Origin of the sequence: Dictyobacter alpinus (genome assembly GCF_003967575.1) — a bacterium.
In the GTDB taxonomy this organism is placed as follows: Bacteria; Chloroflexota; Ktedonobacteria; order Ktedonobacterales; family Ktedonobacteraceae; genus Dictyobacter; species Dictyobacter alpinus.
Genome location: NZ_BIFT01000001.1, coordinates 323,021 through 336,516 on the forward strand (window position 1 = coordinate 323,021; position 13,496 = coordinate 336,516).

The 13,496-nt window shown below is 48.3% G+C and carries 11 protein-coding genes; 5 read left to right on the forward strand and 6 right to left on the reverse strand.

The genetic code is table 11. From position 1 onward, the window contains the following. The first annotated feature begins 178 nt into the window (after positions 1–178). Positions 179–1,294, forward strand: coding sequence for a competence protein CoiA (locus EL633_RS01255; protein ID WP_126625457.1), 1,116 nt, complete (start codon positions 179–181; stop codon positions 1,292–1,294). 172 nt (positions 1,295–1,466) lie between these two features. Beyond that, positions 1,467–1,838 (forward strand): YtxH domain-containing protein, encoded by a 372-nt coding sequence (locus EL633_RS01260; protein WP_161981854.1) that lies wholly within the window; start codon positions 1,467–1,469, stop codon positions 1,836–1,838. A gap of 123 nt (positions 1,839–1,961) precedes the next feature. Here the strand turns inward: EL633_RS01260 and EL633_RS01265 are convergent, their stop codons facing one another. Continuing rightward, complete coding sequence (locus EL633_RS01265; protein ID WP_126625459.1) at positions 1,962–3,323, reverse strand: glutamine synthetase family protein; 1,362 nt, start codon at positions 3,321–3,323, stop codon at positions 1,962–1,964. 244 nt (positions 3,324–3,567) lie between these two features. Next, the gene (locus EL633_RS01270; RefSeq protein ID WP_126625460.1) at positions 3,568–4,800 is read right to left on the reverse strand and encodes a cytochrome P450; all 1,233 of its coding nucleotides are present in this window, start codon (positions 4,798–4,800) and stop codon (positions 3,568–3,570) included. Between the two features lie 335 nt (positions 4,801–5,135). Here EL633_RS01270 and EL633_RS01275 point away from each other — a divergent pair, with 335 nt between their 5' ends. Together EL633_RS01275 and EL633_RS01280 are read left to right on the forward strand one after the other, a co-directional pair. Next, positions 5,136–5,597, forward strand: coding sequence for a GNAT family N-acetyltransferase (locus EL633_RS01275; protein WP_126625461.1), 462 nt, complete (start codon positions 5,136–5,138; stop codon positions 5,595–5,597). 144 nt (positions 5,598–5,741) lie between these two features. Further along, a complete protein-coding gene (locus EL633_RS01280) occupies positions 5,742–6,827 on the forward strand; it encodes an L-threonylcarbamoyladenylate synthase (RefSeq protein WP_126625462.1) in 1,086 nt (361 codons plus the stop codon). Here the strand turns inward: EL633_RS01280 and EL633_RS01285 are convergent. From EL633_RS01285 to EL633_RS01300, 4 genes are all read right to left on the reverse strand, one after another. Next, entirely contained in the window at positions 6,824–8,455 is a 1,632-nt protein-coding gene (locus tag EL633_RS01285; RefSeq protein WP_126625463.1) for a helix-turn-helix domain-containing protein, read from the reverse strand. The two genes, EL633_RS01280 and EL633_RS01285, sit on opposite strands and share 4 nt — an antisense overlap. Positions 8,456–8,631: 176 nt before the next feature. Beyond that, entirely contained in the window at positions 8,632–9,447 is an 816-nt protein-coding gene (locus EL633_RS01290; RefSeq protein WP_126625464.1) for a tetratricopeptide repeat protein, read from the reverse strand. Positions 9,448–9,510: 63 nt separating this feature from the next. Then, positions 9,511–10,998 (reverse strand): MiaB/RimO family radical SAM methylthiotransferase, encoded by a 1,488-nt coding sequence (locus tag EL633_RS01295; RefSeq protein ID WP_126625465.1) that lies wholly within the window; start codon positions 10,996–10,998, stop codon positions 9,511–9,513. A gap of 227 nt (positions 10,999–11,225) precedes the next feature. Then, positions 11,226–12,575 (reverse strand): phenylacetate--CoA ligase family protein, encoded by a 1,350-nt coding sequence (locus EL633_RS01300; RefSeq protein WP_126625466.1) that lies wholly within the window; start codon positions 12,573–12,575, stop codon positions 11,226–11,228. Between the two features lie 259 nt (positions 12,576–12,834). On the opposite strand from EL633_RS01300, the gene EL633_RS01305 reads away from it, so the two are divergent. After that, entirely contained in the window at positions 12,835–13,488 is a 654-nt protein-coding gene (locus EL633_RS01305) for an HAD family hydrolase (protein ID WP_126625467.1), read from the forward strand. The last annotated feature ends 8 nt before the right edge of the window (positions 13,489–13,496 follow it).

Consider the following 13,496-nt stretch of genomic DNA (forward strand, 5'->3'; position numbering starts at 1 on the left):
ACAAATCGTGGTATCAGACGCCCCTGTCCGTATACTTATGCTATACTTGCAGGGGCGGTATTATTCTCTTATAAGCACCATCTGGAAGTTCTGGCACTGAAATCTGACATCTGCAAAGCACATCGCGCGCACAGATGACAATGAAATAAACATTTATCAACTATTACGGGATTCTGTCATGCTTGTTGCATATGGACCTGATCAACGACCAATTATTGCGGAAGAGACGCCGATTGGGCAACTACAGCAATGGTCACGAGATCATCAAATACACTGCCCCAATTGTCGTGGAATTGTCCATGTCCGTGGGGGAGCAGAAAAGCGTACTCAGCTCCATTTCGCGCATCAAAAAGGCGAGTGTGCCTGGAGCACTGAAGCCGAGTCGGTGCGCCATGCCCAGGGGAAATTGGTCCTGGCTCAGTGGCTGCGCCAGCAGTATCCTGAAGCTCAGATCTCACTGGAAAAACGCTTACCAGAGCCAAATAGAATTGCCGATGTTTTTCTGGAACATCAAAATGGGAGGCAATGGGCTATCGAGTTTCAATGCGCCCCCCTGGATATTCTAGAATGGAGGATGCGACATAATGCCTACAGGAATGCTAATATCATAGATACCTGGATCATTGGCAATAATCGAATTGAAAAGCAAGAGGCATTTATAGAAGCACTGCTGAGCAGCGCTCGCGAACTCCTTTTCCTGGATCCACTCGCTCATCCACCACACATCTGGCTACGCTGGCCTGTTACCCGCCAGCAAGCCCTTGAATGGCAGGCACCGACTTCTGATCCATCAGGAATAACTCTGGCTGGATGGGTTGGACGTGCGGGATATGGCATGAGTGTTCCCGGCACGTTAGCTGATATCACACTTAATCAACAGGCACGTTTAATCCATCCGACAAGATCGACAATGGAAAAGCACAATAGATTGCTCCAGGCAATGAATGCAGATAACGACATCCAAGAGCAATATATCATTGACTATACGAATGACAACGTAAAAGAGGAAGATCAAAAGCGCTTTGTGCTGCCCCTCCTTCATGCCTATCTGTTAGATCCAGAATTACTCTTGCGCTATAACTATGGCCGAGGAGTAGCGGGTCAGGCAGTAATGCCAGCTGATATACAAAGGATTGAAAAAGCATCCAGGTGGATACGTAGTCTGGATGCACATGGTTATAGTCTGGAAAGGTTGCAGGAGATCGCAAAAGAGCTGCCATCAGTTGGTCCTTACGCTGCTTTTGTTCACTACACAGAAACGTTGCTACTTCTTACTTCACAACAAAAATCTTAAGACTATTTTGTCTTTATTCCCTCCATGCTAATTCCTCATTTCTAATGGTCCTTTATACTATACCTGGCTGAAACTAAACACTTGTGCTACGCGTAATCTATTCAGTGAGACGTATAGAAGTAACAATTCTGTCGTATTAACGCGGCAGTGTGTATACGAAAGGATGTTAATCATGAACAATTTTGTAAAAGGTATCCTCGTTGGCGTTGGTGTTGGCTTACTCGTTGCCCCAATGAAAGGCGATGAGTTTCGCCGTCTGGTGAGCGAGCGTATGGGCGAGTTGCGCGGTTATGTTCCAGAAAATGAGCAGCTTGACATTTATAAGAATCAGGTTACCGATCGTGTCAATCAGACCGCTAGTACCCTGAAAGATTATGCTCAGCAGGCAGCAACAACTGTAAAGAGCTCTGCAAATAACCTGAGCAATATCGCTCAGAATGCTGGTTCAACAGTAAAGGACAGCAGCCAGGATATCGCTGACACAACAAAAGATACCATTAATTCATCGAAAAACAATTCAACCTTGAACAACACAGGCTTATAAGTCTAAGTCTGTTCAAGGAGTGGTCAAAAGCCATGTTCCTTTGATGAATGGAATCAAAAGCATCTCCTCGCGCAAGGCTAAAAATACAATGCGAGGAGATGCTTTTTTTGTCTGCTCACCAGATTAGTATTTGTAGAAATGTTGTACGGCTTCTTCTTCAGGCGATTTATCCAGGAAAAAGGCTGCTTCTTCCCGCTTAACTGCAATATATGAAGTCGCAAGCAAAGGTCCCAGCGCATCTAGCAAAACTTGATCGCGCTCTAAAGCATCTAAAGCTTCGTTCAGAGAAGTTGGCAGGCGACGAATGCCCCGCTGCTCCCGCTCTTCCTCACTGTAGTTTCCCGGATCAATGCTATAGGCCTCACCTGGCTCAATCTTATGTATAATGCCATCCAGGCCAGCTGCGATCAATGCTCCAATCGCCAGATAAGGATTACCACTGTGATCAGCAGCTTTTAATTCCAGATTACTGGAGTCTTCTTCGCGACCACTAAATAATGATGGAATACGAATGGCACCTTCACGATTATCAAAACCGTAGGCATCATAGGCGGAACTCCAAAAGTGTGGGAGCAGACGGCGATAGGAATTAGGACTGCCACAGGTAATAGCGACTAACGCATGCAGATGTCGCATAACGCCACCAATAAAATAAAGTCCAAGCTGACTCAGGCTTCCTGGTTGCTGGGGATCATAGAAAAGATTCTTCTGGGGGCGAGTATGCTGTTCTGTACCCCATAAACTAATATGTATATGGGCCCCATTGCCCCCTTGATCCAGGAAAGGTTTAGGTGCAAATGATGCATAGAGCTTGAATAGCCGCGCCACTCCCCTCACCGTCTCACGTACACGTATCACTTGATCGGCGGCCCGCAACACATCGGCATGACTTAGTGAAAGTTCCTGCTGCGATGGCCCCAATTCAGTATGGAAAAGCTCAACGGAGAAACCTTGCGCCTCCAGGGCGGCTAACATACTATCAACAACCATGGCTTGCTCATCCATGCCAATACTACTATAACAGGCGCTATAATCAGCAGGCACATATTGCCCTTCGACGTCCCGCGCCAGATAAAATTCATGTTCAACACCGACCTCAGCACGGATATGATGTTCAGCCAGGCGCGCAATCATACGTTTCAAAAAGCTACGCGGACATGCTTCCCAGGGTACACCATCCAGACGAACCATATCACAAAGCATACTGGCAGTATTAGGAACATAAGGAAGGGTCATAAAAGTCTCTGGATCAGGAAGCAGCCGAAACTCTCCGACAGGCCCCATCCCTTCAACAGAAGCAAGTGTTTCGACGCCGGTAAAAGCTTGCATAGCCAGCGTTTGACCAATTCCTCCGCGCATACGGTTGGCGAGCTTTTGTGTATGGGTGGCCTTACCACGAATGATGCCACCATTATCACAATAGAGGAAACGTACAAGGCGTATTTTTGCTGCCTGAGCCTGCTGTATTACATCTCGCGTATCCATTATAAATTTACTCCTGTTTTACTACCTTTGCGACAGAAAGAGTAATCTTCATCTTCGAAAGAAGTATAACAGATTGAATGTATCTAAACAATAAAACCTTATTCTAGAAGTAAGGCTTCAAAAGTTGGGAATGAAAAAATGGTACGTGACATTAATCACTAAACATCTTGGGCTGTACTTGAATTCATTACCTATCTCAATACTGAAAGGCCAGCATATTATCGGAACATGCTGGCCTGCTGCATTATATGTTCACCCGTTTAACAGTTTCCTGGCGAACTTTAAAGGTCACAGGACAGTGTTTGGGGCCAAGGATAAAGGCACTGTGGATGGTTTCAACAGGTTGTTCACGATTACGGCGGATCTGCTGGAAGCGCTCTAGCAAAATACTAAGGGCAATTTTTGCTTCAAGCCGTGCCAATGGAGCTCCCAGGCAGAAATGGATACCATGGCCAAATGCCAGATGACGATTAGGACTACGCGTAATATCAAATGCTTCGGGGTGAGGAAATTGCTGGGGATCAAAATTGGCACTGGCAATCCAACCAAGGATCATTTGTCCACATGGAATCGTCTGGCCGTGTAGTTCTACATCACGCGTCGTATAGCGAGCTAGCAGGAGTGCTGGAGAGCGATAGCGCAAAACCTCCTCAATTGCCTGGGGCAACAGATCCGGACGCTCGGCTAATTGATCCATAGTTTCAGGATGCTCATCAAAACAGAGTAACGCGTTCCCAATTAAATTGGTCGTGGTAATATTGCCAGCAATTAATAACAGGGTACAAAAAGCCAGTATCTCAGCTTCGGATAAGGATTGTCCCTCAATGCGTGCCGCCAAAAGCTCACTCACAAGATCCTGACATGGTTGCAAACGTCGTTCTGCCAGTACGATGCGAAAGTAATCATACAACTCATCCAGGGTACGTCGTATGACCTGGCGCATGCGCTCATTGTATTCCTCAACATTGATGGCGGTCAGTTCATCATACTCACTAAACACCATATCATCAGACCAGCGCTTAAACTGAGCACGATCCTCAGCAGGTACACCTAAAAGCTCAGAGATAACAATCACTGGCAACGGATACGAAAGGTCAGTGATGATATCCATTGAACCTTGACCCACCACGTGATCTAATAAATCATGGGTAATCTCAGCAATGCGAGGAGCCATACTAGCGATCGCACGAGGAGTAAACGCCTGCGAGACCAACGAGCGCAACTGCCGATGACGTGGTGGATCAGTCGTTAAAATACTCTGGGCCTTAATAAACTCTTCGGGATGGTCAGCAAACTTAGATCCATCCGATGAAAAGGTCTCATGCTCCGAAGCAAGCATGAGCACATCATCATACTCAAAAACTTCCCAGAATCTGGCCTTTTCATTATGCACAACAGGTCCAGAAGCGGTTCGTAAAGCGGTAAAACTTGCATAAGGATAGAGTAATTGGTTTAAATAGTCGCGTGGATTCATCATAGGTACGATGCTTCTCCTGGTGACAACTGCCGAGAAGCACCATCTCCTTTCGATTGCCAATACACACTACAAGGATGTAGTCTACAGCCTTTGAGATGCTACACACCGACAAAACGGATATAAGAAAGCCAACCTTTCGATACATCTTCCCTTTTCCTGGCTAATGGCCTGGTTGAAGTATCATAGCATACCAATATATATCATCATACCATGGTATATCGGTCAAAAACGAATGCAAAGGTATCTATCCTTCCAATCGTGTTGCTGATTACTTGCTTCTTCGTTTGTCTTAAGTAGAACCTAAGAAAAGCGAATATATGCCAGGAGAATTTTTTATGGCACATGAATGGAAGCGCGATAACTATATAATCAGTACAGACAAAAAACGGCTGGATATTGAGGTTATTCATAATTTTCTCACCACATCCTATTGGTCTCCCGGTATTCCACGCGAGACGATAGAACGTGCCCTTGAGCATTCACTCGCCTTTGGCCTCTATGCTGGTGATCAACAGATTGGGCTGGCCCGCCTGATCACCGACTACGCTACCTTTGCTTATCTGGCAGATGTCTTTGTTTTGGACGCTTTTCGCGGTCAAGGACTGGGGAAATGGTTAATCCAGGTTGTCACGAACCACCCAGAATTACAAGGGCTGCGTCGTTGGGTACTGTTCACAAAAGACGCCCATGGCCTATATGAACAGGCTAACTTTACGCCAGCGCGCTATCCTGAACGTCTAATGGAAAAATTAGATGTTGATATTTATACACGCTCCGTCAGGCAAGAGAAAGAATAATCAACCCTGATGATGAATGACCCCTTAACAGGAGTCATCACAGTTCTCCTTCTTGCTTTCAGGGAAGATAGAAACGTGCTATACTCAAGCCAAATCAAGCTGATATAGGCCATTGAGAGTAGGGATAGGGATAAAGTTTCATTGATGCAGCAAAAAGAGACACAGATAGTAGCATTGAATAAAGATCATTTGGAGCGGGCGTATGAGCAAGAACAGCTTGCTTATGCCGCTAGATTATTGCATGCGGGGGAAATAGTCGTTTTTCCAACTGAGACGGTATATGGCCTGGGGGCAAATGCGCTCAATCCACGGGCGGCCGAAAAGATTTTTCTGGCCAAAGAACGGCCTTTTAGCGATCCTTTGATCGTGCATATCGCCGATGAGCAGGGGCTGGAGAGCCTGGTTGCCAGTATACCGGCAGCGGCCCGGCAACTGGCTGCAGCCTTCTGGCCAGGCCCCCTGACGATGATTCTGCCCGCCGGGCCGCAGGTGCCTGGCTTGATTACCTCTGGTCTGCCCAATGTCGCGGTACGTATGCCTGATCATCCAATTGCACGTGCGCTGATCCGAGCAGCAGGAATACCAGTAGCCGCCCCCAGTGCCAATCGCTTTATGCATGTCAGTCCGACCACTGCCCAACATGTCTATGATGATCTCAAAGGTCGCATTCCTCTCATTCTGGATGGTGGCCCTTGCACGGTTGGAGTTGAGTCAACCATCATTGATCTCTGTACGGATATCCCAACCATTCTACGTCCCGGAGGTATCAGCCTGGAAGCCTTACGCCAGGTTTTACCACAAGTACAACCACCACAATCCCGTCAGACACATACAGAAGACCTGGAGACGGCCAGGGTCGCACCAGGACAGATGCTCATCCACTATTCCCCCAAAGTGCCAACCTATCTGTTTGAGGGCTCGGTTGAAGCAATGCGCCAGACGATACTGGATGAGGTTAAACAACGCCAGCGACAGGGAGAACAGGTCGGCGTCCTGATTGCCGATGAAGACCTCAATGCATTTCATGAGAGCGGAGCTATTGTGTATAGCCTGGGAAATACGCTGGAACAGGTGGCGACGCGCCTCTTTGCTGGTTTGCGCACTCTGGAAGATGCTGGCGTGGATGTGATCCTCTGTCGCAACTTTACCGCACAGGGCTTAGGATTGGCTGTACGTGATCGCTTGCTCAAAGCGGCTGGTGGCAAGGTCAAAACACTTAATAATACCTAGTGTTTTTTGAGATGGTGGATCTTAAGGGCGATCTGGAGCGCTAACCGTAGTTCTGGATCTTCCAGCGAACGCCCGAGCAGAGCTTCAATACGATTGATACGATAAAGAAGCGAGTTACGGTGAAAGTGCATGGTACGTGCCATCTCGCTGAGATTACCGTTACAGCGGAAGAAACCTTCCAGGGTCTCAACGTAGGTGCTGTCATTGTTAAGCAGAGGACCCAGGGTTTCATAATAGAAATCATCAAGTTCACTATGCCCATTAAGGTGGAAGAGCAAACGATAAATGCCCAGGCGCGCAAATGAATGCAGGTTCCCCTCACCAAAGAGTCGACGACCAATCTCCAGTGCCTGCTGGGCCTCACGGAAGGAGAGCGGCAGTCCCTGTAAGCCTCTGGCAATACGACCTATACCGCAGGAATAAATAGGATGTCCGGTACCATTGCTTTTTTGAGAAGAAATGCGGAAGACCACACGCTCAAGGCGCGAGTACAGAGAATTCTCATGTTCCCGCTCGGTCTCAGCTTGATCATCAAAAGCTGGTAGTGGCAAGATCGCAATGACACGCCTGGCTTCATTTTGCACCCAGCAACCAGACCACTCGCGCAGAAGTTCCTCACGAACACGTTTGCTCCATTGAGCATACAGACCACTGGCCGAAAAATCATGCTCCTCAGGTGAAATTTCAAAGACGACTACCGTCTGTGGCGTGGTCAAATCATAACCGAGTAGCCGGGCACGTGCCATCATCTCTTCAGGTTGTTGATAGTGGCCCTGAATCACATCGGTAAAGGCCTCTACCTGATAACGACTCTCGACTTCCGTACGATCACGCTCACGCGCAAACTCAATCGCAATAATTGGAGTTGCCTGACCTAAAATGATGCGTTCAAGATAATCAAAATCGCTCTCATTGCCGATCAAGGAAAGATAGCCAGCAATCTCGTGACGGCTACTGGGAATCGGCTCAACAACGCGGACCAGACCCTGACGGCGTAACTGCTCATCCGTTAAAGGGCTGGGAAGGATAAGTGGGGAAAGATTGGCCGGCGCAGCCTGAAAACGCACATGCTGATCAGCATCTTGAATAACGACCCATTTTCCACGGTTCGTTGCCAGATGCTCACAAACACCTTGAATTCCAGCACCCTGCAAACTTAATTGCATTAATTGGCTGGCAATCTCTGTCGCTTTACGTTCAGTTTCGCCACGAAAGCTAACCACAAACGTAATTACTTCCCGCTCGATTTCTTCGAGCAGAGCATTGAGAGGAAGCAAGATCAGAGGAAGGTGCATCTGATCAGCGAATTCTCTCGCTTCCGCGCTGAGGGCTTCTTCAGACGGCGCAGCAACCGCAACGACTGCTACACCAGCCTGATACAAGCTTTTTAGGAGATGAGGGAGGGTCTCATCCAGGCGTCGTAACTGAGCTAATGTCAATAACGCCAGTTCGCCGCCTTGAACACTTTCAAAAGCGGGCAAACGTGAACGCATACGACAAGCCCAGGTCACACGACGCTCTAATCCCCCCCCGCCAGCTACTAATTGTGCGTCACGTGAGGCGAGCAGAGTTAAAATGTTTCGGACCGAAGCCGAAGATTGTGATTGCGAAGGGGATAAACTGCTCATAACTCACTAGCAAAACTAAGCATGCATAAACTTAACGACGTGTTGCTGTTGCTGGTGTGGCTGTTGCTTTCTGTGCACGCTGTTTATCTTTCAGCTTTTTTGCTTTGATTAAATGCTTGTGCCAGGCAACTTTTTTCGCTTTATTCATTTATTATACAACCTTTCTTCTAGAAATGTTACTCTTCTATATCAGTACCGCCCTCGAATTCGAACTCGTTCATATCCTCGGAATCATCACCACCATCATAGTACTCATCGTCGTTCCCCAACTCATCGTCATCCTCACGGTCGTGACGCAAAATGGTGTCCTTCGTATAAGCACGTACGGTATCGCCAGTCCCATGAGATGGGAAGCTTACGGTACCAAACAGATTAGGATGTTGATACTCTTCTTTAATGATGATACGAACAAGGTGAATATCCAGGGTCAGAATACCTGCACCATAGCGGTTGCCTTCTTTGATGTAGCCGATCAAGCGAGCAGCTAAGCGAGGCTCGATCTGACCAATCGTTTCCTGGGCGGAATTGCGCACCAGTAGGCGATGACCATCAACAACCAGATTGACACGATCCCCAACTCCAATACGCGAAAGTACAGGAGCAGGACCCAGGTTGATCAATTCAGTGATACCTGTCTTGCCAGTTTCCTCGATAAAAAGTCGAGGATCAATACGCTCAACACCAACAGATCCTGGCGTAGCTGCGTCCTGTAGCGCCTGCAGGCGATCCAGGTTCTTCGTAGCAATCGTATTTGCTGGACTATATTTCAGCGTTTGTGAGTAGGCCTGTCGGGCTTCTGAATACTGACCTAATTCACTATACGCCTTGCCCAGACGATTATAAGCCTCAGGGTCCTGGGAAAAAATGTTCAGAATATTTTTATTCGTGGTGACCGCTTCCCCCCACTGACCCTCTTGAGCTTGTTTAATCGCCAGGTCTGTCCACTGCTTCTTCAGCCGCATTTTTTCTTCAGCTGACAATGCTTGCGTCATCAAAGCCTCCTCCAACTTCGTTGGGATATGGTATATGTTCTCGTTTGCTTGGTATAGCTCAACTTATAGCGCAACAGCGTCGCCTTGTAAAGACCAGGCCGTAGCCCGCTCGATACGCACCTGCACAAATTCGCCAGCTTGAATGAAACGACCCTCTGGTTCTGGACAAAAGACCAGTTTGTTGGCACGGTTGCGCCCTTTCAGTTGTCTTTGATCATGGGTCGTATTGATATCCTCAACCATCACTTCCTCTACCTTTCCCACATAAGACTGATTCAGCTCAAACGCAATTTTGCCCTGAACATCTTCCACTGCATGCAGACGGCGTTTTTTCTCAGCCAGAGGGACATCGTCCTCCCAGCGAGATGCTACTGTTCCGGGGCGAACCGAGTAAGCAGCGACATGGACGACATCAAAACGGATCTTTGCTAACAGATCCAACGTATGCTGGAACTCTTCTTCAGTCTCACCGCAGAAGCCTACTATAACATCAGTTGATAAGGTAATATTCGGCCACAATTCACGGACGCGATCGATACGCTCGACGTATTCATCCAGAGAATAGCCACGTTTCATACGTTTGAGCATATTCTCATCACCCGACTGGACCGGAATATTCAGGTGCTCACACACCTTTGGCAGGTGCGCCATACGCTCAATCATACTATCGGTCATATGACGTGGATAGGAGGTCATGAAACGAATACGCGCCAATCCATCGATATCGCTGAGATTAGCCATTAGATCCGCCAGATCAGGTTTATCTGGCAAGTCCAGACCATAGGCCTCAACCGTTTGCCCTAATAGAGTCAATTCCCTGGCACCTTTGGCCACAAGTGACCGGGCTTCAACCATCAACTCTTCCATCGGACGACTACGCTCACGGCCACGGCGATATGGCACAATACAATAGGTACAAACCTTATTACAGCCAAGTACGATCGGCAGCCAGGCAGTTGGACTGGCCTGGGCTGGCTCAATTTTCGTTGGATAGTGGGCCACACGCTCCCCGGGCTTGGGAGTAATTGCCATCGGGAGCACCGTGCGCTTGCCTGCGCGATCAGTAGAGGTAGCGAAAGTGGGCACGGTAGGCGAGATAGAAATCTCATCAACGCTATCTTCAGGATGATCGGGCATGAAATCAATATCGAGACAACCTGCTCCTGAGATAGGAGTCCAACGTTCTTCCAGGAAACGAGGCAAGATATCAGCATGCTCAACCTTCATAAAAAGGTCAATATGCGGATAACGTTTGCCCAACGCATCAATCGTCTTCTGATTGCCAATCATGCATCCCATCAGGGCTACCAGAAGATCGCTACGATCATTCTTGGCTCGTCTCAAATTGGCAAGCAAATTGTGAGCCTTCTCCTCAGGTGCCTGACGCACACTGCAGGTATTCAGCACCACGAGATTCGCCTGCTCCATGCTTGTCTCTTCCCAACCTAATTCATCAAGCATAGTCTGAATGCGCTGAGAGTCAGCCTGATTCATTTGACAGCCAACTGTCCAAATATGGTACTTACCATGAGGAATACTAATCGTGGTCATTTCAGAGCCTCTCTTCGAGCATCAATAGCTTGTGTAGTAGCATATGGGATATCTTTTACCTACGCGTCCTTATTCTAAGATGGACGGTATTATACACCATGCGGCGCTACCTGTCATCCTTCTTGTTCGTTGATTTGAGCCAAATTTTCACCGACTTCCCATATGAAGGTCATTTGAACTCCAGATGGGAAGCTTCTATTATAACATCATACAGCCTGGCGTAGCGCTTATGATGAACGGCGGCGATCTTCGACACGAGCACTGGCAGTTTTGGATTCACCACCTGAGGCGCGTGGAAGGCTATCCTGCGGCACCAGTTCAACCTTCGGCGTATTCCCTGTAATTGATTTCACAGCGGCAGCCATGCTCGTCTGGAGTGATTTTACCCTATCGGCATCATCGAGGAGCGCCTGATCCTTGACTTCAACCTTTAAAGCAAAAGTATCCAGATCATTTTTGCGATCAACGATAATGCGGAAATTCGAGGCGGTCTCAGGAAATTGGATAAGGGCCGCTTCAACCTGACTTGGGAAGACAATCAGTCCACGGATGGAGACCGCATCATCACTACGACCTTTAATCGCAGAAATTTTTGGATGAGTGCGACCACAACTACAGCGCTCCTCCCACCAGAGACGGGAAAGATCGCGACTACGATAGCGAATCATAGCCGTACCATCACCCGTCAACCAGGTCCAGACAAGCTCGCCATCCTGACCATCTGGTACTGGCTCACCAGTCTCAGGGTTAATGCATTCAACCAGGAAACTATCCGCCCAGGCATGCATACCATCACGTGCCTCGCACTCACAGGTCATGCCAGGTCCCAGGAATTCGGTCATGCCAAATTCATCATACGCGGTGATACCGAGCAAATGCTCAATCTTTAACCGTGTCTCCCAGGGCCATGGCTCAGCCCCAAAGAGCCCGATCTTTAAGGATGTTTGCTTGAAATCCAGGCCCTGTTCAGCAGCTTTATTGCCAATATACAGGCCAACGGATGGGGTCATGCAGACAGCCTTAACGCCAAAATCCTTGATAAAATCAAACATTCGCTCATACTGACGGGCATCTGACCCCATTGGAATCGACATCACATCCATAGCCATCGCGCCATAATGGAAACCGAAGCCACCAGTTGGTAAACCATAGCCATAACAATTCATCATCACATCGCCAGGACGCAGACCAACCATCCACAATTCACGAGCATTTAGATCGGCCCAATTCTCAATATCTTTTTTGGTCGCAAAGACCGGCACACTCTTACCCGTTGTGCCACTGGTCGCATGGAGTTGCAGGGCCCCGCCCTCACCGCCAGTTGGACGCATAGCCGTCCCTAATGGATAAGCGGCCCGCACCGTCTTCTTCTCAAGAAAAGGCAACTTACGAATATCATCTAGCGACTGAATATCAGATGGCTTTACGCCCGCTTCATCATATAGCTTGCGATAAAATTCATTCTGTGTATAGGCACGTTCAACAACAGCCTGTAGACGTTCCAACTGCAAAGCCTGCAATTGTTGCTTTGGAAGCGTCTCCATCTCCTCATTGAAGAACTGGCGATGACTTACCACGAATATCCTCCAAATCCACTCACATCCCACCTGTACAGATAGACCACATACAACCTGCGGGATATGATAGTATCAACATAGAAATATCTCGGCGTCCACATCCAGAAGATAAAGACGTCACATTGTTATCAAAAGATAGGTATAATGCAAAAGCATGTGCTTCGCCCCATTCTACCATGGTCACCATAGCACGTCTATGACACTACCATATAACAGGACCAGGGTGAAACATATATAATATAGGAGTAGATTAAGAGCTATGACAGACAAGATTCGCGCCATTATATGGGATCTGGATGGCGTCATTATTGATAGTGCCGAGGAGCATAAACGCTCCTGGTACCGCCTTGCAGAGAGAGAAGGCCTGCCATTCAGCGACCAACAATTTCACGACACCTTTGGCATGCGTAACGGCGCCATTATTCCTATCCTCTGGGGAGACATGCCCGCGGCCCGTATTCAAGAACTCGCCGATCTAAAAGAAGCCTATTTCCGCGAATTCGTACGCGACACCGCCGCTCCCCTACCCGGAGCCATCGAGCTGCTAACCGCATTACGCGATGCAGGCTATATGCAAGCGCTGGCTTCATCCACCCCCATCAAAAACATCGAAGTCATCAGCGAAGTCCTGGGCCTAAAAAAATACCTCAGCGCCCTCATCTCCGGAGAAACCGTCCCCCATGGCAAGCCCGCACCAGACGTCTTTCTCAAAGCCGCCGCCGAACTACGCGTTGAGCCCCCTAAAAGCCTGGTCATCGAGGACGCCGTCGCAGGAATCGAAGCCGCGCGACGCGGAGGAATGTATAGCATAGCAGTCGCAGGCGAACGCGATCTGCCAGGCTTAAAAGCCGCCAACCTCATGGTCAAAGACCTCACCCAGGTCAGCGTAGAAACCATCCGTACCCTGGCTTGACAGGCCGC